The sequence below is a fragment of the Inquilinus sp. CA228 genome, from assembly GCF_052078665.1.
Lineage (GTDB): Bacteria > Pseudomonadota > Alphaproteobacteria > DSM-16000 > Inquilinaceae > Inquilinus.
In genome coordinates, this window is the sequence record NZ_JBQJIK010000023.1 from 1 (window position 1) to 22,143 (window position 22,143).

Genomic DNA, 22,143 nt, shown 5'->3' on the forward strand with positions numbered 1-22,143 from the left:
GGCGCCGATCCCGCGGCGGCGCTGGCCTCGCTGCTGGCGGTGGAGGCCGAGGCCCGCGCCGCCGGCCGCGGCCTGTGGGGCGATCCCGGCCTCGCCGTGCGGCCGGCTGAGACGCTCGGCCGCGGCGACCTCGACCGGTTCCAGATCGTCGAGGGCCAGGTGCAGCGGGCGGCGCTGGTGCGCGGCCGCGCCTACCTCAATTTCGGCACGGATCCGCGGCAGGACTTCACCGTGACGGCGTAGCCGGAGCTGGTCCGCCGGCTGGAGGCGGCCGGGCAGGACCTGACGGCGCTGCAGGGCCGGCGCATCCGGGTGCGCGGCTGGCTCGACTGGTCGGGCGGGCCGCGCATCGCCCTGGTCCGGATCGAGCAGATCGAGAGGCTGGATTGATGATTCGCCGCGACCTTCTCCTGGGCCTGATGGCGACGCCGTTGCTGCCCCGTCCGGCGCATGCCGACACACCCGAGGCGCAGGAGATCCGGGCGGCCTTCGGCGGTCCCTACGCCGCGCCGGCTTTGCGCGACAATGTCGCCCGCATCGCCCGGCGGGTCGCGGATGCCGAGACCGGCGGGCGCCTGAAGGTGACGGTCGAGCTGCTCGATTCCGACCAGGTCAACGCCGCGGCGCTGCCGGATGGCCGTCTGCTGGTCAATCGCGGCCTCTTGGCCCTGGCGCGCAGCGAGGCCGAGCTGGCCTCGGTGCTGGCGCATGAGATCGGGCATGTCGTCGCCGGCCACGCCAGGTCGCGCGAAGCGCGGCCGCCGGTCGACCCGGCCATCGCCGGGCTGGCCGAGATCCAGGCCGAGGCCGCGTTCGACCGGGCGCAGGAGCAGGAGGCCGACCGGATCGGCATCGAGGCCCTGGCCCGGGCCGGCTACGACCCCGCGGCGGCGCCCGCCTTTCTGGCCCGGCTCGGCGCCGCCCAGCGCCTGGCCGCGACCCTGTCCGGCCGGCCGGAGCTGGCGACGGCGGCGATCGGCGGCGGCGACCATCCGGAGACGGCGGAGCGGATCGCCGCGGCCCGGGCGCGGGCGGCGGCGCTGCCGCGCGGCGAGACCGGAGAGGCGGCGTGGCTGGACGCCGTCGACGGCCTGCCCTGGGGCGAGGGGCCGGGCCAGATCGCGTTCCGCGGCCGGGCGGTGATCGACCCGGCCGCCCGGTTCCGCTGGGAGGCGCCGCCGGGCGTTCTGCTGAGCCGGCGGCGGCACAGCGTCCTGGGCTCGGGCCCGGACGATTCGGTCATCGTCTTCGACCATCTGATGCGGCCGGAGGCGCCGCCGGCCCGGCCCGCTCTCGAGCAGTGGGGCGAGGCGATGGGCGGCGTCCGGGGCGTCGAGGCTGGCGACCTCGGGGGCTTCGCGGCGGCCTGGGGCCTGGCCCGGCCACCCGGTGCTTCGGGACGCTGGGAGGCGGTCCTGGCGGTGATCGAGACCTCGGCCGAGCGGCGCGACCGGTTCATGGTGCTGACCCGGTCCGGCAGCCCGGTTGCGGCCCCGATGCGCCGCGCCATCGGCAGCTTCCGCCGGATCGGCGCGGCCGAGGCCGCCGCGGTTCGGCCCCGCCGGCTGGCGGTCGCGCCCGTGCGGCGCCGGGATAAAGTCGCCACGCTGGTCGGGCGGATGCGGGTGGAGGCGGCGGAGGCCTGGTTCCGGCTGCTGAACGACGTGCCGGGCGATGCGCTGCCGCCGGGGACAAGGGTCAAGCTGATCGTGGAGTGACCGCGGGCGGCCGCCTACTCCTCCAGGAACAGCTCCTCCGGCTGGGCGACGCGGCGGGAGATCGAGGCGCGGAGCTTGGTCAGCGCCCGGTGCTCGAGCTGGCGCACCCGCTCCTTGCTGACGCCGAGCTGGCGGCCCAGCTCCTCCAGCGTGGCGCCGCTGTCGCGCAGCCGGCGCTGGCGGATGATGGTCTGCTCGCGCGGGCTCAGGGCGCCGATCGCCTCGGCCAGCCAGCGCGAGCGGGTGACGTTGTCGCGCAGGCCGATCACCACCTCCTCGGGTGAGGGGCGGGTGTCGGCCAGGAGGCCCTGCCAGTCATCCTCGCCATCCTCGGAGATCGGGGCGTTGAGCGACTGGTCGGAGGCCGAGAGGCGCATCTCCATCGCCTCGACTTCGGCGACGTCGACCCGCAGCTCGCCGGCGATCCAGGCGCGGCCGGCCTGGGTCAGCCCGGACTGGCCGCCGGCATTCTCGATCTTGGCGCGCAGCCGGCGCAGGTTGAAGAACAGCGACTTCTGCGCAGCAGTGGTGCCGGTGCGGACGATCGACCAGTTGCGCAGCACATAGTCCTGCATCGCCGAGCGGATCCACCAGGCGGCGTAGGTCGAGAAGCGGACCTCGCGGTCGTGCTCGAACCGGGCGGCGGCCTGCATCAGCCCGACATTGCCCTCCTGCACCAGGTCGCCGATCGGCAAGCCGTAGTTGCGGAAGCGCGAGGCGGTGGCGATGACCAGGCGGGTATAGGCCCGGACCAGGGCGTGCAGCGACGGCTCGTCGTGATCCTGGCGCCAGCGCCGGGCGAGCTCGAACTCGGTCTCGCGCGACAGCAGCGGCTCGCTCATCGACGCCTTGATGAACTTCAGGTTGGCGCGCTGGGTCTCGGGATCGTCGAGATGCGGCATGGACGCCCCCTCTTCGGCCGGACGACGCCGCGGATCCGTCCCGCGACCTCGATAGACGAACACCCTCCCACATGGCGTCGTTCCCTCGCCGGGCGGGAGCTTGTCCCTTCGTCTAGGAATTCGCTGGAGAGGGGCAGTTTGTTACGGGGGAAGGTAGGCTCTCAAGCCTCGACGATCTCGGCCAGCGTCCCGTCCGGATCGAACAGGCCGCAGGCCAGGCGGCCGCCGCGGCCGCAGCCGGAATCGAGCGTCACCGCCATGCCCTCGAGCCGCAGCCCGCCGCCCGCCGGGTCGTGGCCGCGGATCAGGCGGCGGAAGCCGGCATAGGGCTCGCTGAGGCCGGCGAAGCCGGCGGCAGACCACCAGAAGGCATCGCCCTGGGCCGCGAGCGGCCGGCTCGGGTCGATGCCGGCGCTGACGAACAGGATGCCGTCGTCCTCGGTGAAGCGGGGCTCGGTGAAGGCGGCCCGGCGCAGCGCGGCGTAGAGCGCGTTGTGGCCGGGGGCGGCGCGGATCGATTCGCGCAGCCCGTTGGTCCAGCGGGTCAGCCGGACGGCGCCTTCGCGCGCCGCGGCCATGCCCTCCTCGGGCCGGCCGCCATAGGCGCGCAGCGACCCTTCGACGCCCTGCGCCAGCATCCAGCGCAGCACGTCCTGCGGGTTCGGCGCGAATTGCAGCTGCAGCATCTTCTGCCACATCTCTTCCTGCGCCCCGCGCAGGAAGACGACGTCCTCGGCCAGCACGAAGGGGCGGGCGATCAGGGCCCGCCGCATCGACAGCACCTCGTCGACCAGCGCGTGCAGCCGGTCGGACCGGCCGATCAGGTTGCCGAGATAGACCAGCCGGTCGCCGGGCTGGAACCGGGCGGCGACATGGTCGTGCAGCACGGACAGGCGGTCGACCTCGCCATGCACGGCGCCGACGGCCCAGATCCGCTTCGGGCGGCCCAGCCGGGCGAATTTCTCGGTGTCGCGGGTCACGCGGAGACGGAGAGTTCGGTCATCTGCACCGCAGTCTAACGGGTCGCCCCGGTGAAACCAGCCCCTTCGGCCGGCTCCGGACCCCGGACATGGAAAAGGCGGCCCGAAGGCCGCCTGTTTCATACTTTGGCCTATCGCGCTTCGCGCTACTTGAGGCCATGTGTGAAGAAGGCGCTCAGGCCGCCTTCTTCAGCACCTGTTCCAGCTTCTGGGTCGCCCTGACCTCGTCGATCTTCTCGACCGCGGCCAGCTCGCGCGCCAGGCGCTCCAGCGCCGCCTGGTAGATCTGGCGCTCGCTGTAGGACTGCTCCGGCTGGTCGGTGGCGCGGTGCAGGTCGCGCACCACCTCGGCGATCGACACCGGGTCGCCGGAATTGATCTTGGCCTCGTATTCCTGGGCCCGGCGGCTCCACATCGTCCGGCGCACGCGGCTGCGGCCGGTCAGGGTCTCCAGCGCGGTCTTGATCCGGTCCTTCGACGACAGCTTGCGCAGGCCCGACTTCTTGGCCTTGCCGACAGGAACCTTGAGCGTCATCCGCTCCTTCTCGAAGCTGATGGCATACAGCTGCACGGTCATGCCGCTGATGCTGTGCGTCTCGAGCGCCTCGATGCGGCCGACGCCGTGCGCCGGGTACACAACGTAGTCGCCGACGTCGTACTCAAGTTCCTGAGCCATGTCTGCCAATGGAGTCACCCTCTGTGGTCGGACCCAGTGGGCGGAGACCGCTACGGCCACCGCCCCGCGCGCTTCGCCGCGCCGCAACCACGTCAATATCCGCACCGAAACAGAGACGCAGAAATCGATTCCGGCCCGCATGTGGTGGGTCGGAAGTGGTCGTCAGCACCGGGAATGTGAGGCGTACTATAATACGTTGCGCTTCCGATATGAAGGCCGAGCCCGCCCTGACATGACGCTTTTTTTGCAATGCAGGCCGGCGGACTCGGCGAATCGTCAATTGCCTTCGCCCGGAGTCGCGCTGAAATGCTCGGCGAATTTGTTCTCGACCTCCTTCCAGGAGTCGGCGTCGGCGGGGGCGTCCTTCTTGCGCGTGATGTTCGGCCAGATCGTGGAGTATTCGCGGTTCAGCTCGCCCCACTTCTCCGCGGCATCGGCCTCGGTGTCCGGCTTGATCGCCTCGGCCGGGCACTCCGGCTCACACACGCCGCAGTCGATACATTCGTCCGGGTGGATGACCAGCATGTTTTCGCCCTCGTAGAAGCAATCCACGGGGCAGACTTCGACGCAATCCGTGTACTTGCACTTGATGCAAGCTTCACCCACCACATAGGCCATACTTAGTTTACTCCGGGTCTCCATTGGCGGCCGCCGCGGCGCCGTTGCGGGCAAGCACACGGCGGCGGGCAGCGCCGCTATCCGCATCCGAGACGAATAGCAGCGCTGCGACTCGCCGCATCAGATTGGCTTCAAGGTCGTCGACTTTACCATCCGCGAGGATCACATCCCACAGCATTTCCACAATGCGGATGCGCGCCGGCTCGTCGCAATGCTGGCGGATGGTGTGGGTCAGGGCGTGCCAGGACACGGCGCCGTCGCTGGTCCGCTCGGCATCGGTGCCGAGCTGCGCCGCCTCGAACGGGCCCAGCCGGAAGCGCCAGGCCAGCAGCGTCTGGATGCGCTCGCGCTCCGGCTCGTCCAGCGAATCATCGACCCGGGCGGCTTCCATCAGCAGCGCGGCGACGGCACGGCGCAGCGTGGCGTCGTCGAGGATCGGCCGGGCAGCGCCGCCGCGGGCCCAGTCGAGAATGTGGTCCAGCATCGCCAAGATCTAGTCGCTGCCGCCCTTCGGCGGAAGGGCCCGGCGGTCGCGGCCGGTCGGACGCGGGCCGCCGGACGCGGGCAGCGCCGCCTCCGGCGTCGGCGGCTGCAGGTCGCGGTACAGCGTCTGCGCCTCGCTGGCCGGGCCGCGGCGCTCGGCCAGGGACACGATCTCGATCACCCGGATGTGCCGGCCCTGGACGAAGGCCAGCACCTGGCCGGGGCGGATTGCCGCATGCGCCTTCTGGGTCGGCACGCCGTCGATGCGGATGCCGCCGCCGGCGCAGACCTTGGCCGCCAGGCTGCGGGTCTTGAAGAAGCGCGCCTGCCACAGCCACTTGTCGAGGCGCGGCCGCTCGGTCTCCTCCCGGTCAGCCATTGCGGCGGAGAAGGGCGAGCTTGGCGAAGGGGCTGTCGGCGCTGGCGGCGGCCGTGCGCGGCGCCTGCGGCCGCCGGGCCTTCACCGGAACATAGGTCACGCGTCCCTCGTCGTCCTGGGTCGGCCGATACCCGGCCGCCAGCAGGATAGCCGGGATTTCGGCGACGGTGCAGCCGACGATCGGCGCCAGCGCCGGGTCGGCGGTCAGCCCGCCCTGGCGGCGGCGTGATTCGGCGGCGTCGCGCTGCGCGTCGATGCGGTCGAGGCGGATCCGCCGCGGGCCGCAGGGCACGAAGCCGGCCAGGTCCAGCGCCGCGGCGTCCTGGCCCTCTTCGACGAGCACCGAGATCCGGGCCGGGGCGGGCAGGGCGGCCGGCAGCGGCCGTCCGGCGGCGACCGCGCCCAGCAGCACGCGCAAGCCGGTCGGCCGCGGCTTGAGCATCGACGCCAGATAGATATGGCTCGGCCCGAATCGCACGCCGAAGCCGGACAGCTGCCTGCGGTCGGCCGCGGTCAAGGCGTGGATCAGCCCGTCCAGCGCCCGCCGGGGCAGCAGCCCCAGCCCCTCGACCAGCTGGAAGGCGATGCCGCGGCCCGCTCCCTGCAGCTCACCGCCGGTCAGCGCTGCCTCGCGCAGCCGCAGCAGCGGCTGCAGCTCGCGCGCCACATGGTCGGCCAGGAACCGCGTCAGCCGGGCCGCCACCCGGTCGCGGCCGGCGCCGTCCAGGAGGTCGGTGTCGCGCACCCGGGCCGCGGGGGCCAGCGGCGACGGGCCGGCGGCGATCCGGCCGATGCCAATGCCGCGCCAGGACAGGACGCCGTCGGCGGCCAGGGCCAGGTCGTCGTCCGGCGCCGCCTCCAGCTTGCCGACGCGGCCGGCGACCTCGTCCTTCAGCGCCCGCCGCGCGGCGCTGCGGATCGCCTTCAGGTCGTCATCCTCGATGGTGGCGTCGGGATAGAAGGCGAAGCCCTCGATGCTGCCGACATGCTCGCCCTCGACCAGCACCTCGCCCTTCGCATTGACCGCGGCCAAGAGCTCGCCGCCCGCCTGCATCGACCGCACCAGCAGGGCGGTGCGGCGGTCGACGAAGCGCTGGGTCAGGCGCTCGTGCAGCGCGTCCGACAACCGGTCTTCGACCGCGCGGGTGCGCTCCTGCCAATGGCCCGGATCGGCCATCCAGGCGCCGCGATGGGCGATGTAGGTCCAGGTCCGGATATGGGAGATGCGGGCGACCAGCGCGTCGATGTCGCCCTCGGTCCGGTCCAGCCGGTCCACCTGCTCGGCCACCCAGTCGGTGTCCAGCCGCCCGGCCAGGCCGGTGGTGAGCTGGCGGAAGATCTGGCCCTGCATGCGGATATGGGCGTCGGACAGCACCTTGCGGAAGTCCGGGATCTGGCACACCTCCCACAGCAGGCGCACCGCCGCCGGGTTGCGGGCGCGGGCGATCAGCTCGGCGTCGCGCATCAAGAGGCCCAGCGACAGGTGGTCGTCGGCCTCGGACGCGCGCCGCAGCTCCGGCCGCGGCGGCCGCCGCTCCAGGCTGCGCAGCAGGCCCAAGGGGCTGCGGAAGTCGAGCTCGGCGTTGCGCCACATCAGCGTCTGCAGCGGGTCGAAGCGGTGGTTCTCGACCCGCTCGACCATCTCCTCGTCCAGCGTGCCGGCCTCGTCGGTGGTGCCGAAGGTGCCGTTGGTCATGTGCCGCCCGGCGCGGCCGGCGATCTGGGCGATCTCGGTGGCGCGCAGCCGGCGCGGGAAGCGGCCGTCGAACTTGGTCAGCCGGGCGAAGGCGACATGGTCGATGTCCAGGTTCAGCCCCATGCCGATGGCGTCGGTCGCCACCAGGTAGTCGACCTCGCCGGACTGGTACAGCCCGACCTGGGCGTTGCGGGTGCGCGGGCTCAGGGCGCCCAGCACCACCGCGGTGCCGCCGCGCTGGCGGCGCATCAGCTCGGCGATCTCGTAGACGTCGTTGGCCGAGAACACGACGATGGCGCTGCGCGGCGGCAGGCGTGTCAATTTGCGCATGCCGGTGTGGGTCAGCTCGGAGAAGCGGGGGCGGGACACGAACTCCGCCTCCGGCACCAGCTTGCGGATCAGCGGGCGGATCGTCTCCGCCCCCATCACCATGGTCTCGGCATGGCCGCGGGCATGCAGCAGCCGGTCGGTGAAGACGTGGCCGCGCTCCGGGTCGGCGCAGAGCTGGATCTCGTCGATGCCGAGGAAGGCGACCGGCCGGTCCAGCGGCATGCTCTCGACCGTGCACAGGAACCAGCGCGCGCCGGGCGGCACGATCTTTTCCTCGCCGGTCACCAAAGCGACATGCGCCCGTCCCTTGATCGCCACGATCCGGTCGTAGTTCTCGCGGGCGAGCAGCCGGAGCGGGAAGCCGATCATGCCGCTCGCATGGCCGAGCATGCGTTCGATGGCGAGATGGGTCTTTCCGGTGTTGGTCGGGCCGAGCACGGCCGTGAGGCGCGGGCGATCACCAGCGAGATACATAAGCGACAATTGAACGCTGCCGGGCGCTAATGCAAGACTGCCGCCCCGCCTGCGGTGCGGGCGGCCATTGGTCGCAACGATATTTGCCAGAGGCTCCGGTCGGATAGACGGAGGACATACGATGCGCACGCTTTCCCTGTTTGCCGCCGGCATCGCCGCCTGGGTCCTCCTGCCGGCCGCCGCCCAGGCGCAGGCGACGGCGGAGGGGGCCGACAAGATCCGCCTCGGCCTCAAGGACTGGATCGCCACCCATCTGGTCACGGCCGACAAGTCGGTGGTGTTCAACTTCCAGGGGCCGATCACGGTCGAGCCCCAGGGCAAGTTCTACAAGGCGGTGATCCCGCGGTCGGAGGTCCTGTTCACCGCCGAGGGCGACACCGCCCGCATGGCCCTCGACCCGGTCGAGCTGGTGCTGACGCCGCTGGAGAACGGCTGGCTGGACACGGTCGCGACCATCCCCTCGACCTACCGGGTGGTCCCGGACAAGGAAGACCAGGGGGTCGAGGTGACGATCGGCACGCAGGCGCTGCGCGGCGTTTTCGCCCCGCAGTACCATGCCTTCATGTCGCTGGACGGCAAGCTGGGCCAGATCACCGCCCATTCGCTGAACCCGGCCGAGGCCAAGGGCGCGCTCAGGATCGACGAGCTGGCGCTGGCCGGCGACAGCAAGGCGGTCGGCCCGGACACCTATGACAGCACCGGCAGCGTGACCCTGTCCGGCGTCTCCTTCCTCGACGAGACCGGGGCGCAGGTCCTCCGCCTCGACGGCGCCACGCTCGAAGGCAAGGCGGCGGCGGCCGACATGGCGGCGCTGCGCGTCTTCAGCGACAAGCTGACGGACCTGCAGAAGCGCTACCCGCCGCAGGCCGACGGCGAGATGCCGAAGGAGTTCCTGACCGATCTCGGCCGCGTGTTCCAGGGCACTCCGAAGCTGTTCGACGATCTGGACTTCAGCTACGGGCTGACCGGGGTGGAGGTCACGCCCGGCGAGGCCGATGTCGAGAAGGTGACGCTGGCCTCCGGCGGCTTCGGCGTCGGCCTCGCCGGCCTGGCCAAGGACGCCTCGACCTTCCGCATCACCTTCGACCTGGCCCAGCTCGGCATCGAACCGCTGCCGGAATTCGGCCAGTTCGTGCCGCACAGCGCGACCGTCGACTTGGCGCTGACCAACCTGCCGAATCAGGCGCTGCTGCAGGCGCTGACCGGCATGCTCGACAGCTCGGCCACGCTCGGCCCCGATCAGGCGGCGGAGATCGCGCTCGGGCAACTGCAGCAGGCGGTGCTGAACGGCAACGGCGCGCTAGAGATCCGGTCGTTCAAGGCCGCGTCGCCGCTGACCACCATCGACCTGACCGGCACGCTGCGGCCGAACGCGAGGGCGCCGCTGATGATGACCGGCGACGCCATGCTGGTGGTCACCGGGCTGGACGCCGCGCTGGAGGTCGCCAAGGCCACGCCGGACGGGCAGGAGATGGTGCAGGGGCTGACCGTGCTGCAGACCATGGGCGCGCAGGACACGGTCGACGGCAAGCCGGCCCGCACCTACAAGCTGGTGGTCGGCGAGAATGGCGACATCCTGCTGAACGGCACCGATCTAAAGCCGCTGCTCGGCATGCGCTGAGGCACTGGGCCACGAATTCGCATTGGGGAGCGAAGCATGACACGGTCGATCTCATTCCTGCTGGGCGCCGTCCCGCTCTGGCTCGCCGGTGGGGCCCTGGCCCAGACGACGCCGGATGCGGTGGCGCTGCGCGACGGGCTGAACGAGATGCTGAAGCCGATCCTGGCCATCCAGGTGCAGCAGCAGCCGCTGTTCACCGGCCCGGTCAGGGTCGAATCGGGCTGGGACGGCGCCACCGTGGTGTTCCCGGGCATCGACCTGACGCTGAAGGGCTCGCAGGAGCCGGGCGCGAAATCGGTGACGCTGCGCTGCGACGCCCAGACCTACCGCGCGGCCTCGACCGGCGCCGCCACCTGGCGGCTGGAGAGCAGCCAGCCGCTGAGCTGCGTCGCCGAGCCGGAGGGCGAGGCCAAGGTCACGCTGACCAGCCGGGCCCTGCGGGCGCATTTCGTCGTCGACCTCGACCAGAAGCTGTTCACCGAGAGCGAATGGCGGGCCGATGCCACCGTCATCGCCCAGGACGGCCAGCCCGGCAAGGTCACGATCGACACCCTGTCCGGCACCAGCCAGATCCGGCCGGCCGTCGACCCGGCCCGGCACGACGCCGTCCTCAAGATGGAGGCCAGCGGCCTCAGCGCCTTCGACGAGAAGGGGGTCGAGCGCTTCAGCCTCGGCCACGCCGGCTACGACATGACCATGGACGGCATGAATGTGCGGGAGATCATCGCCGCCTATGGCGACTATTTCGACGCCTATGCCGTGATGATGGAGGGGATGGTCGCAGACCTCTCGGATCCGAAGGCCGATCCGAAGCCGGCCGGGCAGATCCCCGCCGACGTCATGAAGAAGATGATGGACGTCACCAAGCGGGTCGCGACGGCGTCCGGCGACGGCGGCGCGTTCGCCGGGACGATGACCGATCTGCGGATCAAGGCGCCGGACGTCCAGGTGACGATCGACCGGGTGCGCTTCACCGAGGGCTATGACGGCGCGTTCACCCCGAACGGCACCGGCGTGCTGGAGGTGGAGATGGGCGGGCTGGCGCTGGCGCCGAAGCCGCCCTTCGCCGAGTGGATTCCGACCGACGCGATCATCCGGATGAACGCCAGCGGCATCCCCTGGGCCGATGTCGGCACGGCCTATCTGGCGATGATGGAGGCCTCGGTCGACCAGGTGGCGGACCCGGCCAAGGCGCAGCAGCAGATGGCGCAGGCGATGATGGAGATCGGCGGCATCCTGCGCCGGGCCGGCAGCCGGCTCGACCTCACCAGCTTCACCATCACCGCCCCCGAGGCGGCGATCAACCTCGGCGGCGTGGTGCAGGGCAAGGATGCGGCCGCGCATGGCGTGACCGCCGATCTCGACCTGCGCATCGTCAATCTCGACGGGCTGATCAAGTTCCTGCAGGGCATGCCGGACAGCGCCGAGGCGGCGGCCGGCCTGTCGATGGCGCAGGTGATGGGTCGCCAAGCCACCACCGATGACGGCCGCCCGGCGCGCGACTACGACATCGTCGTTGACGATGCCGGCAAGATCCTGGTCAACGGCACCGACCTGGCCGCGCTGATCCCGAAGCAGTAGCCGCCGATCCGGAGGGGGAGCCATCATGCGTCGTCTCGGGCCGATCCTGCTCGGCACCATCCCCCTCTGGCTCGCCGGCGCGGCCCTCGCCCAGGCGACGCCGGAGGGGGCGGCTGAACTGCGCGACGGGCTGAACCAGATGCTGCAACCGATCCTGGGCCTCCAGGTGCAGCGGCAGCCGCTGTTCACCGGCCCGATCACGGTCGAGCCCGCCGGCGCCGGCTACACGGTTGTGTTTCCTGGCGTCCACCTGATGCTCGACACGTCGACGAAGACCGAGTCGAGGACGCTGACCCTGCGTTGCGAGGCCCAGACCTACCGCGCGGCATCGGCCGGCGCCGCCACCTGGCGGCTGGAGAGCGACCAGCCGATCAACTGCGCCGCCGAGCCGTCCGGTGCACCCAGGGCCACAATGATCAGCCGGGCGCTGCAGGCGCATTTGATGGTCGATCTCGACCAGAAGCTGTTCACCGAGAGCGAGGTGCGGGCCGACTCCCTCGCCATCGGCCAGGACGGGCAACCGGGCAAGGTCACGATCGACCGCGTCTCCTGGTCCAGCCGGGTCGATCCGGCCGCCGATCCGGGTCGGCACGACGCCGCCTTCAGGATGGAGACCAGAGGCCTCAGCGCTCTCGATGAGAAAGGGATCGAGCGCTTCGCCGTTGGCCACTCCGTTTATGACGCGACCATGGGCGGCATGGATGTGCGGCTGGTCCTCGCCGCCTATGGCGAGATACTGGGCGCCTATGGCGGAATGATGGAGGAGACGGCAGCAGCTCTGTCCGATCAGAAGGCTGATCCGAAGCAGGTCGAGCGGCTGCCTCTCGAAACCGTAAAGAAGATGATGAGCATCACCAAGCGCATGGTGGCGGGGTTTGGCGATGCCGGCGAGTTCAGTGGCACGGTCACCGACCTTCGGGTGAAGGCGCCGGATGTGCAGGTGACGGTCGACCGGCTGCGCTTTGCCGAGGGCTATGGCGGCGCGTCCACCCCGCAGGGCACCGGCGTGCTGGAGCTCGAGATGGCCGGGCTGGGGCTGGCCCCTAAGCTGCCTTTCGCCCAGTGGATCCCGGCGGATGCGACCGTCCGGCTGAATGCCGGCGGCATTCCCTGGGTTGAGGTCGCAACGGCTTATATGGCGTTCCTCGATGCCTCGGCGAGCCAGTGGGACGTGCCGAACGAGGCGGAGCAGCGCATGGCCCAGGCCATGACGGAGCTGGGGGGCATCCTGCGTCAGGCCGGCAGCCGGCTCGCCGTCACCAGCTTCCAGATCACCGCGCCCGAGGCGGCGGTCGACCTCAGCGGCGCGGTGCAGGGCAAGGATTCAGCCGCGCATGGCGTGACCGCCGATCTCGACCTGCGCGTCACCAATCTCGACGGGCTGATCAAGTTCCTGCAGGGACTGCCGGACGGCGCCCAGGCGGCCGCCGGCCTGTCCATGGCGGAGGTGATGGGTCGCCAGGCCACGGCCGATGACGGCCGGTCGGCCCGGGACTACGACATCGTCGTCGACGAGGCCGGCAAGATCCTGGTCAACGGCACCGATCTGGCCGTGTTCGCGCCGAAGTAGCCGCGGCCGATCCTTGGGGAGAGCCATCATGCACCGCCTCGCCGCAGTCCTGCTGGGGGCCGCTCCGCTCTGGCTGGCCGGGGCCGCCCTCGCCCAGGCGACGCCCGAGGGCGCGGCCGCCCTGCAGCAGGGCTTGACCGCGATCCTGACCCCGACCCTGGCGACGGCCGGGCTTGGCGAGCCGATCTTCGAGGGCGGCTGGACGGTCGAGCCGGCCGGGGCGGGCTACCGCGTCACCGGCCCCGCCTTGTCGCTGGCGCTGCGCGACGATGCCGACGGCCGCAAGCGGGTGATCCGGATCCGCTGCGACGGCGACCGCTACACCGCCACGGCCGGGGCGGGGGCGGTCTATCGCCTCAGCGGCGAGACCCCGGTCCGCTGCGAGATCCGGCCGGGCGGCGGCGAGCCGCCGGTGCTGTTCACCAGCCGCAGCCGCCGCGCCGAGCTGACCGTCGATCTCGCCGCGTCGCTGCTGACCGCCTCGACCGACGAGTCCGAAGGCGTGACGGTGACCGAGGACGGCGAGACCCAGCTGGCCGTGCATCGGCTCAGCCTGACCAGCGCCACCACGCCGCATCCCGGACGGCCCGGCTCGGCGCGCCAGGACATCGCCCTGCAGCTCGAGGCGGAGGGCCTGTCCGCCGGCGATCCCGCGGCCGGTGAAGGCCTGACCCTCGGCCGGCTGCGCTATGGCGGGCGGCTCGAGGATGTCGACGCCGCGGCGCTGCGCGACCGGGTGTGGCGGCTGATCGCCTTCACCCTCGACGCCGCCCGGCGCGACCCCCAGGCGCCGCAGCCGCCGAATGCCGGGCGCAAGCTGGACGCGCTGCTGCGGCAGGTGCAGGGCCTGATCGGCAGCGCCTCGCAGAGCGAACTGGTCCTGACCGATCTGCGCGGCAGCGGCGACGACACCACGACCGGCTTCGAGTCGCTGACCGTCGCCGGCGGCTATCGTGGGCTCGACCGCGCCGTCCCCGGCCGCGGCCTGGGCGGCGACGTGACCCTGGACCTGCGGGGGCTCACCGTCGCGGATGGGCCGGGCAAGACCGATCCGGGGACCCTCTCGATCGACCGGGTGCGGCTGTCGGGCACGCTCGATCCCGTCGCCGGCAAGCCGACCGCCGGCTCGGCCCTGGCCCTCGATGTCGACGGGGTGTCCTTCGCCCTGACCGAGACCACCGGCGACGGCCGGTCGGAGATGCGCTTCGACCTGGTCAAGGCCCGGTACGGCGTGTCGGCCGACGGCCTCGACGTCGCCGGCCTGATCGCCGTGATCGGCGGGTTCCAGTCGCTGGTGGCGAAGCATGGCGACGACGAGCCGCCGCCGGCGGAGCTGTCGCCCTGGTTCGCCCGGGTCCGGACCACGATCGCCGCGCTGTCGCAGTACAAGGCCGAGATCGGGCTGAGCGGCCTGCGCGTGCGGTCGCCCTACGCCAATGTCGCGATCGGCGGCATCGCCTACAGCGAGACCTATGCCGGGCTGGATGGCGACCGGGCCGGCTACGGCCTGCATCTGGGCATGGACGAGCTGACGCTCGATCCCGGCCTGCCCTTCGGCGACTGGGTGCCGCGCCGGGCCAGGATCGACATCGCGCTGAAGGACGTCCCCAGCCGCTCGGTCCAGGCGCTGTTCTGGGACGGCGTCGAGGCGGCGATGCAGGCCGAGATCCGGTACGACGGCGACTCGTCGCTGCCGGACGGCGACCAGGCCTTCGGCGAGGCGATGCAGCGGATCGCCGACCGTCTGCTCGCCTCCGACGCCCGGCTGTCGATCGACAGCTTCCGCATCACCGCCCCGAAGGGCGCGATCGACCTCGGCGGCGGCGGCACGGTGAACCCGCAGGCGGCCTTCGGGGTGACCGCGCAGGCGACGCTCCGGATCGCGGGGCTCGACGAGTTCGTCAAATACCTGCAAGGCCATTCCGACGGTGCCGCGGCCGCGGCCGGCGTCACCATGTTCCAGATGCTGGGGCGTGAGGCGAAGACGGCGGACGGCAAGCCTGCGCGCGACTACGACTTCGTGGTCGACCCCGGCGGCCGCATGCTGATCAACGGCACCGACCTCGCCGCGCTGATGCCGAAGTAACCGCGGCCGCAGGCGAGGGCTGCCCCGTCAGGGGTTGCGGCTTGCCGCGGCTTTGCCCATATCGGGCGGCGACAACCAAGACGCACCGCGGGACCCGAGATGGACCAGCAGAAGACCGACGAAACCCTGACCTTCCAGGCCGAAGTCAGCCGCCTTCTCGATATCGTGGCGCATTCGCTGTACAGCCAGAAGGAGGTGTTCCTCCGCGAGCTGATCTCGAACGCGTCCGATGCCTGCGACCGGCTGCGCTACGCCGCGATCACGGCGCCCGAGCTCTCGGCCGGCGACGCCGACTACCGCATCACCCTGGCGGTCGACCCGGCGGCGCGCACCCTGACCGTCGCCGACAACGGCATCGGCATGGGGCGCGAGGAGCTGGTCGGCAATCTCGGCACCATCGCCCGGTCCGGCACCCGCGCCTTCATCGAGACGCTGTCGGGCGACGCCAAGAAGGATGTCGGGCTGATCGGCCAGTTCGGCGTCGGCTTCTACTCCGCCTTCATGGTGTCGCGCGAGGTCGAGGTGTTCTCGCGCAAGGCCGGCGAGGAGCAGGGCTGGCGCTGGGTCTCCGACGGCAAGGGCGCCTTCACCGTCGGCGCGGCCGAGGACGTGGCCCGCGGCACCCGCATCGTCATGCATCTGTCGGACGGCGAGGACGAGTTCCTGTCGCCGCTGCGGCTGCGCGAGATCGTCAAGACCCACTCCGACCACATCGCCATCCCGATCGTGCTGACGGGCGAGGACGGCAAGGCCGAGACGCTGAACCGCGCCTCGGCGCTGTGGACCCGGCCGAAATCCGAGATCACGGCGGAGGAGTACAAGGAGTTCTACCACCACGTCGCCCACGCCTTCGACGAGCCGTGGCTGACCGCGCATTGGAAGGCGGAAGGGGCGATCGAGTACAGCTCGCTGCTGTTCGTGCCGTCGAGCCAGCCCTTCGACCTGTGGGAGCCGGAGCGCAAGCACCGGGTCAAGCTCTATGTCCGCCGGGTGTTCGTGACCGAGGCGGCGGAAGGGCTGATCCCGCCCTATCTGCGCTTCCTGCGCGGCGTGATCGACAGCGAGGATCTGCCGCTCAACGTCAGCCGCGAGATGCTGCAGTCGAATCCGACGGTGCACAAGATCCGCCAGGGCGTCACCAAGAAGGTGCTGGCCGAGCTCGGCCGCAAGGCCAAGGACGATGCCGAGGCCTATGCCGGCTTCTGGACCGCCTTCGGCGCGGTGCTGAAGGAAGGGATCTACGAGGATCGCGAGCAGCGCGACGCGCTCCTGCCGCTGCTTCGTTTCCGCTCGACCAAAGGCGACGGCCTGGTCAGCCTGGAGGAGTATGTCGGCCGGATGCGGCCGGGCCAGGACGAGATCTGGTACATCACCGGCGACGATGCGGCGGCGCTGGCCCGCTCGCCCCAGCTCGAGGGGTTTCGCGCCCGCGATGTCGAGGTGTTGCTGCTGACCGACCCGGTCGACGAGTTCGCCGTGCCCTCGCTCGGCGAATTCCAGGGCAAGCCGTTCAAATCGGCCACCCGCGGCGGCGCCGACCTGTCGAAGATCGAGGCCCCGGCCGAGGCGCCGAAGCCCGAAGCCGGCGAGGGCATCGACGCGCTGGTCGCGGCGCTGAAGCTGGCGCTGGCCGACCAGGTCAAGGACGTCCGCGCCTCGCAGCGCCTGACCGACAGCGCCGTCTGCCTGGTCGCCGACGAGGGCGACACCGATCTGCATCTGGAGCGGCTGCTGAAGCAACACCGGCGGGTCGACGCCAGCTCGAAGCGCATCCTCGAGGTCAATCCCGGCCACCCGCTGATCCGCCGGCTGGCGGAGCGCGCCGCGGCCCAGGATCCGGCGCTGGAGGATTGCGCCTTCCTGCTGCTGGACCAGGCCCGGATCATCGAGGGCGAGCCGCTGCCCGACCCGGCCGCCTTCTCCCGCCGCCTGGCCGACGCTTTGGTCCGCGGCCTCGCAGCCTGATCACGCCTCGATCGCGAACACCGGCTGCGGGTCGGCCAAGCCGCGGATCGGATGGGCGCCGAGCGGCTCGGCGGCCCCGGCCCAGGCCTGCCGGAACGGCTCGGAGCACACGGTCGGCCGGTCGAGCTGCTTGGCCAGGCCTTCCAGCCGGCTGGTCAGGTTGACCGCCGGACCCAGCACGGTGAAATCCAGCCGGTCGGGGCTGCCGATGTTGCCGTACAGCACCGGGCCGAGATGCAGCGCCGCGACGAAGGCCGCAGGCTCGGGCCCGGCGGCCAGACCCTGGCGGATCACCCGCACCGCGCCGACGGCGGCGTCGCAGGCGGCCGCGGCGCCGCCGGCCTGCTCGACCGGGAAGATCGCCAGCACGCCGTCGCCGAGGAACTTCAGCACGTCGCCGCCGCGGTCGACGATGGCCTGGGCGACGGTCTCGAAATAGCGGTCCAGCACCGCCAGCACCGCGGCCGAGGTCAGGCGCTCGGACAGGGCGGTGAAGCCGCGCATGTCGACGAACAGGATCGCCGCCTCGACCGCGACGACGTCGCCGCGGCGGCTCGCCCCCTCCGCCACCCGGTCGGCCGGGCCGATGCCGAGATAGGTGCGCAGCAGGCTGGCGGCGGAGCGGCGCATGGCGGTCGGCTCCATCGCCGCCGCCAGCGCGTGGCGCAGCCGCTCCAGCAGCGCCGCCTCGTCCGCGGTAAAGCCGCCGGGCCGGTCGGCGACGAAGCTCGCCACCTGCACCGTCTCGTTGCCGTAGACGATCGGCACGGCGACATAGTCGGTGCCGCCGGCCGCGGCCAGCTCATGGAACACCGCATGATCGTCCGGGCCCAGCCCGTCCAGGCGGCGGCGCAGCGGCTCACGGCTGCGGATCACCGCCTCGAACGGGCTGCCGACGAAGCTGGTGGTCGCCAGCACCTTGCGGTCGATGACGTATTCCTCGCCGCCCTTGGCGGCGGTCCACACCACGCCCCAGGCGCTCAGCAGCGGATGGGTGATGCTCTGGCCGATCCGCACCCGCTGCAGCGGCAGGCCGGCCGCGATCAGGCGGCGGCAGAACACGTCGACCAGCGCCACCGGGTCGGCCAGCAGCCGGCCCTCGGCCACCAGCCAGTCCGCGACGTCCCTGCCGCCATCCGCCACCGCCATCGCGTCGATCCCCGGTCAGGGGTTCCGGCGGATCAGCCGCCGGCCCGCTGGCGCATCGCCTGCAGCAGCCCGTCGATGCTGCCGCCGTTCTGGGCGATCACCGAGGCGAACTCGTCGCGCTGGGTCACGCTCATGCTGATCCGGGCGACGATGACGTCGACCACCTTGTAGCCGCCGCCGGCCTGGCGCACCCGCCAGTCGACCTGGATCGGCGGGCCGTCCTTCTGCCGGATCTCGGTCGCGACCAGGGTGTCGCTGCCGCCGACGGCGCGGGTGCCCTTCACCACCAGGGTCTCGCCCTGGTAGTTCTGGAACCGCCGGGAATAGGTCTCGACGATCATCCGCTCGAACAGGTCCATGTATTCCTGCTGCTGCGGCGGCGTGGCGCTGTTCCAGTAGCGGCCCAGCACGAAGCGGCCGATCGTCGGCAGGTCGAAGCCCTGGTTCAGGATCCGGGTGAACTCGGCCTTGCCCTGCGCCGTCGCGGCGCCGCCGGCCTGGAGGATGCCGATCGCCCGCTTGGCCATGTCGTCGATGAAGGCCGCGGCCCCGTCGGCCTGGGCCGAGGCCGGTCGCGTCAGCCCCGCCAGCAGCAGCGAAGCCGTCGCCATGGCGCCCGCGGTCAGCACCGTCCGTCTGTTAATCATCTCTGGACTCTTTGTTGTTCTGGGATACTCGACCCTGCTGCCTCCCCGGCCGGGACCGAGGCCCCCACGGCGGCAGGACGCGGGATTATAGACGAAACGCAGCGGCGGTCATGGGACAAGCTGTCCGATCCCCCAAAACAGCCCTCAATCGCGCTTGCGTCCCCCCAGAAGGGGCAGGGCTCCGACCGCGATGCCGATCACCAGCGCCGCCAGCGCCACCTTCGGCGCCGCCTTGGCGGCGGACAGGCCGAGGCCGGCGGCGACGCCCTCCAGCCCGGCTCCGGCGGCCGAGGCCGGGGCGGCGGCGGGCCGGCGGCGCGGCCGGCGGCCGGCCAGGACTCCGATCAGGGCGACGATGGCGGCGAGGCCGAGCACGACCAGCCCGACCACCAGCGCCGCGCCGGCGGGGCCGAGCTTCGGCAGCAGCAGGTAGAAGCCGGACCAGGCCAGCAGCACCAGGGCGATCACCGCCAGCACCAGGGCGACCAGGAACAGTGCCGCGGCGATGCAGGCCCGGCGCAGCGCCTGGCCGAGCCGGAGGCGCTGCCGGGCGGCGAGGGCGCCCAGCAGGGCGGCGCCGAGGTCGGTCTTCACGCCGGCCTCAGCGGTCCAGCAGCTTGCCGATGACGAGGCCGACGCCGAAGGCGATGAGGATGCTGGTGAAGGGGTTCTGCTCGATCCGCTGCTCCAGCGCGGCGATGCCCTCCTCGCCCTGCGCCCGCGCGCTGTCGGCGAAGTGCTGCGCCCGCTCCTTTGCGGCATGGGCGGCTTCGTTCAGCCTGGCGCCGCCGGCCTTGGCCTCGGCGGCGGCGGTGTCGCCCAGGGTGCGGGTCAGCGCCGCGATGTCGTCGCGGATCTTGCCGAGATCGGTGCGCAGCGTGTCGAGCTCCTGGTCCAGGTTCCGCGTGGCCATGTCTGTTCCTCGCTCCATTGGTTGCGCGGGCCGATGATGGCGCGGATGAGGGGCGCCACAAAAGCAAACGGGGACAGAGGCGACTCTGTCCCCGAGCGATATAATCTCAAACCAGGCGCCGGGAACCGCGGCGCCTGGTATCGTCCGTCAGCCCGGAGCTCAGCAACGGCCGCCGAGATTGATGGTCCGGCAACTGGTCGCCGCGCCGCCGACCGCGCCCACGGCGCCACCGATCAGCGCGCCCGTGGCGGCGTTGCCGCCGGTGAGGGCCGAGATGCCGGCGCCGGCGCCGGCGCCGATCAGGCCGCCCGACAGGGCCCGGCCGCCCGTATCGCGACCGCACGCCGCAAGCGCCAGCGTGGCCGCGAGCACGATCATGGTGGGTTTCAACATCGTCTTCGTCTCCATCTCAAGCGCCGGTTACAGCCGGGCACTTCACCGCAGAAAAACGGGCCGTGCGACACTTTGTTCCCGTGTCCGCCAGTGACCAATTTGCGGCCCGGTGATGGCTTTTCCAAGGCCTGTGTCGTAGAACGCGCCGGCGGCCTGCCGTGCCGGCTCGGCTCGCAGGTCGGGGGTTGGAATCGCGGGAGGCTCGCTTCAGGATGGGGCCGATGACGTCGGGGCAGGAAGCATGAGGCCGAGGATCCACGCCCCCCGCCGGCTGCCGTTGCGATGAACCTGCTGTCGCGCCTGTTCCTGCTGGTCGCCCTGGCCGTCGCGCCGGGCATCGCGCTGCAGGGCTACAACGAATACGCGCTGCGCATCGCCCGCACCAACGAGATCCAGGACGATGCGATCCGCCTGGCCAATGTCGCCGCTGGGGCGCAGTTCCGCATCGTCGACGGCATCCGCCAGCTGCTGGCCGCGATGGCCCGGGTGCCGGCGATCCGCGAGGGCCAGGGCGGCCGCTGCACCGAGGTGGTGGACGAGTTGCGGTCGGAGGTGGAGAGCCTGAACGCCATCGCCGTGGTCGACGCCGACGGCAACCTGCTGTGCGGCGCCAACCTCACCGCGGCGATCTCGGTCTCGGTCGGCCATCAGGGCTTCTTCCAGCGGGCGCGCGAGATCCGCGGCTTCGCCGTCGGCGGCTTCGCCACCACCGACGCGGTCGGCGTGAAGGTGCTGCATGTCGCCTATCCGATCTTCGACGGCGACACCTTCCAGGGCGCCGTGGTGGCGGCGCTCAGCGTCGACGCGATGGCCAAGGCGATCACCATCGACACCGAATCGCGCAACGCGGTGATCATGATCACCGACCGCGCCGGGGTGGTGATGACGCGCCTGCCCGGGCCGGACGGGTCCTGGGTCGGCAAGCAGCTGCCGAACAAGTTCCTCGACCTCCTGGCCTCGCAGCAGGCCGGCTCGACCACCAGCGGCGCGATCGACAGCACCATGCGGATCTACGGCTATGTGCCGATGCGGTCGGAGGAGCTGGACCTGTTCGTCCTGGTCGGCATTGACCGGGCGGCGGCCTTCGCCACCATCGACGCCGCGACCCAGCGCGGCATCGCGCTGATCGTCGCCGGCCTGCTGGTCTCGCTCGCCGCCGCGGGCATCGGCGGCCGGCTGTTCCTGCTGCGGCCGATCGACCGGCTGCTGGCGGCCGCGCGCGACTGGCAGCGCGGCCGCTTCGACGCCCGCGTCCGGCTGCGCCATGGCCGCGACGAGTTCGGCCACCTCGCCACCGCCTTCGACGCGATGGCCGGCAAGATCGAGGAGAACCTGAAGCAGAAGGACCTGCTGCTGCGCGAGATCAACCACCGGGTGATGAACAGCTTCCAACTCCTGTCCAGCCTGTTCGGGCTGCAGGCGCGCCGGGCGCAGAGCCCGGAGGCGAAGCACGCCCTGGCCGAGGCGAACGACCGGATCCAGGCGCTGGCCATCGTCCACCGCCGGCTCTACGCCAATGCCGCGGTCGACCGGGTCGAGGTGAAGGAGTACCTGACCGGGCTGTGCGAGGACCTGTCGCGGGCCCTACTGCCGGAGAATGGCGGCATCTCGATCGCGGTCGAGGCGGTGCCGGCCGAGCTGCCGCCGTCGCGGATCGTGCCGCTCGGGCTGATCGTCAACGAGCTGGTCACCAACGCGGTGAAATACGCCTTCCCCGACCGCCGCGAGGGCAGGGTGGCGATCCGGTTCCAGCCGCGGGACGACGGCTGGCGCCTGGAGGTGGCCGACAACGGCGTCGGCCTGCCGGAGGGCAAGATGCCGGCGAATGGCAGCGGCCTCGGCATGATGGTGCTGCAGGCCCAGGTGCGCCAACTCGACGCCGCCATCGAGATCGACAGCGGCCCCGGCGGCACCCGCTTCACCATCGACATCCCGGCCCAGCGCGACCCGGAGGCGTGACGA

The 22,143-nt window shown here is 71.5% G+C and carries 19 protein-coding genes and 1 pseudogene; 8 read left to right on the forward strand and 12 right to left on the reverse strand.

Going from position 1 to position 22,143, the window contains the following annotated elements:
• Together ACTOWL_RS13280 and ACTOWL_RS13285 are read left to right on the forward strand one after the other, a co-directional pair.
• Positions 1 to 243 (forward strand): annotated as a pseudogene (locus ACTOWL_RS13280) (thermonuclease family protein); the annotation flags it as partial.
• A 146-nt stretch (positions 244 to 389) separates the two neighbouring features.
• Positions 390 to 1,718, forward strand: coding sequence for a M48 family metalloprotease (locus ACTOWL_RS13285; RefSeq protein WP_441321710.1), 1,329 nt, complete (start codon positions 390 to 392; stop codon positions 1,716 to 1,718).
• A gap of 14 nt (positions 1,719 to 1,732) precedes the next feature.
• Here the strand turns inward: ACTOWL_RS13285 and ACTOWL_RS13290 are convergent, their stop codons facing one another.
• The 7 genes from ACTOWL_RS13290 to ACTOWL_RS13320 form a co-directional block, all read right to left on the reverse strand.
• The gene (locus ACTOWL_RS13290; RefSeq protein ID WP_441321711.1) at positions 1,733 to 2,620 is read right to left on the reverse strand and encodes an RNA polymerase factor sigma-32; all 888 of its coding nucleotides are present in this window, start codon (positions 2,618 to 2,620) and stop codon (positions 1,733 to 1,735) included.
• A gap of 161 nt (positions 2,621 to 2,781) precedes the next feature.
• Complete coding sequence (locus ACTOWL_RS13295) at positions 2,782 to 3,600, reverse strand: hypothetical protein (RefSeq protein ID WP_441321712.1); 819 nt, start codon at positions 3,598 to 3,600, stop codon at positions 2,782 to 2,784.
• A 175-nt stretch (positions 3,601 to 3,775) separates the two neighbouring features.
• Entirely contained in the window at positions 3,776 to 4,276 is a 501-nt protein-coding gene (locus ACTOWL_RS13300) for a CarD family transcriptional regulator (protein WP_441321713.1), read from the reverse strand.
• Between the two features lie 276 nt (positions 4,277 to 4,552).
• Positions 4,553 to 4,894, reverse strand: coding sequence for a ferredoxin FdxA (fdxA, locus tag ACTOWL_RS13305; protein WP_441321714.1), 342 nt, complete (start codon positions 4,892 to 4,894; stop codon positions 4,553 to 4,555).
• Positions 4,895 to 4,901: 7 nt separating this feature from the next.
• The gene (locus ACTOWL_RS13310; protein WP_441321715.1) at positions 4,902 to 5,378 is read right to left on the reverse strand and encodes a TerB family tellurite resistance protein; all 477 of its coding nucleotides are present in this window, start codon (positions 5,376 to 5,378) and stop codon (positions 4,902 to 4,904) included.
• Between the two features lie 9 nt (positions 5,379 to 5,387).
• A complete protein-coding gene (locus tag ACTOWL_RS13315; protein ID WP_441321716.1) occupies positions 5,388 to 5,756 on the reverse strand; it encodes an RNA-binding S4 domain-containing protein in 369 nt (122 codons plus the stop codon).
• Complete coding sequence (locus ACTOWL_RS13320; protein ID WP_441321803.1) at positions 5,749 to 8,256, reverse strand: helicase-related protein; 2,508 nt, start codon at positions 8,254 to 8,256, stop codon at positions 5,749 to 5,751. Before ACTOWL_RS13320 ends, ACTOWL_RS13315 begins: the two co-directional genes overlap by 8 nt.
• A gap of 121 nt (positions 8,257 to 8,377) precedes the next feature.
• Between ACTOWL_RS13320 and ACTOWL_RS13325 the strand changes: the two genes are divergently transcribed.
• The 5 genes from ACTOWL_RS13325 to htpG all read left to right on the forward strand — a co-directional run bounded on the left by ACTOWL_RS13325 (position 8,378) and on the right by htpG (position 17,079).
• Entirely contained in the window at positions 8,378 to 9,877 is a 1,500-nt protein-coding gene (locus tag ACTOWL_RS13325; protein WP_441321717.1) for a hypothetical protein, read from the forward strand.
• A 36-nt stretch (positions 9,878 to 9,913) separates the two neighbouring features.
• Positions 9,914 to 11,458 carry a hypothetical protein gene (locus tag ACTOWL_RS13330; protein ID WP_441321718.1) on the forward strand — a complete coding sequence of 515 codons (1,545 nt, stop codon included), beginning with the start codon at positions 9,914 to 9,916 and terminating at the stop codon, positions 11,456 to 11,458.
• 25 nt (positions 11,459 to 11,483) lie between these two features.
• Positions 11,484 to 13,028 (forward strand): hypothetical protein, encoded by a 1,545-nt coding sequence (locus tag ACTOWL_RS13335; protein ID WP_441321719.1) that lies wholly within the window; start codon positions 11,484 to 11,486, stop codon positions 13,026 to 13,028.
• A gap of 28 nt (positions 13,029 to 13,056) precedes the next feature.
• Complete coding sequence (locus ACTOWL_RS13340) at positions 13,057 to 15,114, forward strand: hypothetical protein (RefSeq protein ID WP_441321720.1); 2,058 nt, start codon at positions 13,057 to 13,059, stop codon at positions 15,112 to 15,114.
• A 99-nt stretch (positions 15,115 to 15,213) separates the two neighbouring features.
• Positions 15,214 to 17,079: a molecular chaperone HtpG gene (gene htpG / locus ACTOWL_RS13345; RefSeq protein WP_441321721.1), complete on the forward strand. Its 1,866-nt coding sequence runs from the start codon at positions 15,214 to 15,216 to the stop codon at positions 17,077 to 17,079.
• Here htpG and ACTOWL_RS13350 read toward each other — a convergent pair whose 3' ends face one another.
• From ACTOWL_RS13350 to ACTOWL_RS13370, 5 genes are all read right to left on the reverse strand, one after another.
• Positions 17,080 to 18,228 carry an adenylate/guanylate cyclase domain-containing protein gene (locus tag ACTOWL_RS13350; RefSeq protein ID WP_441321722.1) on the reverse strand — a complete coding sequence of 383 codons (1,149 nt, stop codon included), beginning with the start codon at positions 18,226 to 18,228 and terminating at the stop codon, positions 17,080 to 17,082. It lies immediately after the preceding gene.
• Between the two features lie 32 nt (positions 18,229 to 18,260).
• Positions 18,261 to 18,875 (reverse strand): MlaC/ttg2D family ABC transporter substrate-binding protein, encoded by a 615-nt coding sequence (locus ACTOWL_RS13355; protein WP_441321723.1) that lies wholly within the window; start codon positions 18,873 to 18,875, stop codon positions 18,261 to 18,263.
• Between the two features lie 144 nt (positions 18,876 to 19,019).
• Positions 19,020 to 19,469 (reverse strand): hypothetical protein, encoded by a 450-nt coding sequence (locus tag ACTOWL_RS13360; RefSeq protein ID WP_441321724.1) that lies wholly within the window; start codon positions 19,467 to 19,469, stop codon positions 19,020 to 19,022.
• Positions 19,470 to 19,476: 7 nt separating this feature from the next.
• Positions 19,477 to 19,788, reverse strand: coding sequence for a DUF883 family protein (locus ACTOWL_RS13365; protein WP_441321725.1), 312 nt, complete (start codon positions 19,786 to 19,788; stop codon positions 19,477 to 19,479).
• Between the two features lie 159 nt (positions 19,789 to 19,947).
• Positions 19,948 to 20,196 (reverse strand): hypothetical protein, encoded by a 249-nt coding sequence (locus tag ACTOWL_RS13370; RefSeq protein WP_429224101.1) that lies wholly within the window; start codon positions 20,194 to 20,196, stop codon positions 19,948 to 19,950.
• Between the two features lie 267 nt (positions 20,197 to 20,463).
• Here ACTOWL_RS13370 and ACTOWL_RS13375 point away from each other — a divergent pair, with 267 nt between their 5' ends.
• Entirely contained in the window at positions 20,464 to 22,140 is a 1,677-nt protein-coding gene (locus ACTOWL_RS13375) for a sensor histidine kinase (RefSeq protein WP_441321726.1), read from the forward strand.
• Positions 22,141 to 22,143: the final 3 nt, after the last annotated feature.

What these genes read in the sequence shown, in the direction of transcription:
- ACTOWL_RS13285 (WP_441321710.1), top strand. Translation starts at nt 390, where the DNA reads ATGATTCGCCGCGACCTTCTCCTGGGCCTGATGGCGACGCCGTTGCTG.
- ACTOWL_RS13290 (WP_441321711.1), bottom strand. Translation starts at nt 2,620, where the DNA reads ATGCCGCATCTCGACGATCCCGAGACCCAGCGCGCCAACCTGAAGTTC.
- ACTOWL_RS13300 (WP_441321713.1), bottom strand. Translation starts at nt 4,276, where the DNA reads ATGGCTCAGGAACTTGAGTACGACGTCGGCGACTACGTTGTGTACCCG.
- fdxA (WP_441321714.1), bottom strand. Translation starts at nt 4,894, where the DNA reads ATGGCCTATGTGGTGGGTGAAGCTTGCATCAAGTGCAAGTACACGGAT.
- ACTOWL_RS13310 (WP_441321715.1), bottom strand. Translation starts at nt 5,378, where the DNA reads ATGCTGGACCACATTCTCGACTGGGCCCGCGGCGGCGCTGCCCGGCCG.
- ACTOWL_RS13315 (WP_441321716.1), bottom strand. Translation starts at nt 5,756, where the DNA reads ATGGCTGACCGGGAGGAGACCGAGCGGCCGCGCCTCGACAAGTGGCTG.
- ACTOWL_RS13320 (WP_441321803.1), bottom strand. Translation starts at nt 8,256, where the DNA reads ATGTATCTCGCTGGTGATCGCCCGCGCCTCACGGCCGTGCTCGGCCCG.
- ACTOWL_RS13325 (WP_441321717.1), top strand. Translation starts at nt 8,378, where the DNA reads ATGCGCACGCTTTCCCTGTTTGCCGCCGGCATCGCCGCCTGGGTCCTC.
- ACTOWL_RS13330 (WP_441321718.1), top strand. Translation starts at nt 9,914, where the DNA reads ATGACACGGTCGATCTCATTCCTGCTGGGCGCCGTCCCGCTCTGGCTC.
- ACTOWL_RS13335 (WP_441321719.1), top strand. Translation starts at nt 11,484, where the DNA reads ATGCGTCGTCTCGGGCCGATCCTGCTCGGCACCATCCCCCTCTGGCTC.
- ACTOWL_RS13340 (WP_441321720.1), top strand. Translation starts at nt 13,057, where the DNA reads ATGCACCGCCTCGCCGCAGTCCTGCTGGGGGCCGCTCCGCTCTGGCTG.
- htpG (WP_441321721.1), top strand. Translation starts at nt 15,214, where the DNA reads ATGGACCAGCAGAAGACCGACGAAACCCTGACCTTCCAGGCCGAAGTC.
- ACTOWL_RS13350 (WP_441321722.1), bottom strand. Translation starts at nt 18,228, where the DNA reads ATGGCGGTGGCGGATGGCGGCAGGGACGTCGCGGACTGGCTGGTGGCC.
- ACTOWL_RS13355 (WP_441321723.1), bottom strand. Translation starts at nt 18,875, where the DNA reads ATGATTAACAGACGGACGGTGCTGACCGCGGGCGCCATGGCGACGGCT.
- ACTOWL_RS13365 (WP_441321725.1), bottom strand. Translation starts at nt 19,788, where the DNA reads ATGGCCACGCGGAACCTGGACCAGGAGCTCGACACGCTGCGCACCGAT.
- ACTOWL_RS13370 (WP_429224101.1), bottom strand. Translation starts at nt 20,196, where the DNA reads ATGGAGACGAAGACGATGTTGAAACCCACCATGATCGTGCTCGCGGCC.
- ACTOWL_RS13375 (WP_441321726.1), top strand. Translation starts at nt 20,464, where the DNA reads ATGAACCTGCTGTCGCGCCTGTTCCTGCTGGTCGCCCTGGCCGTCGCG.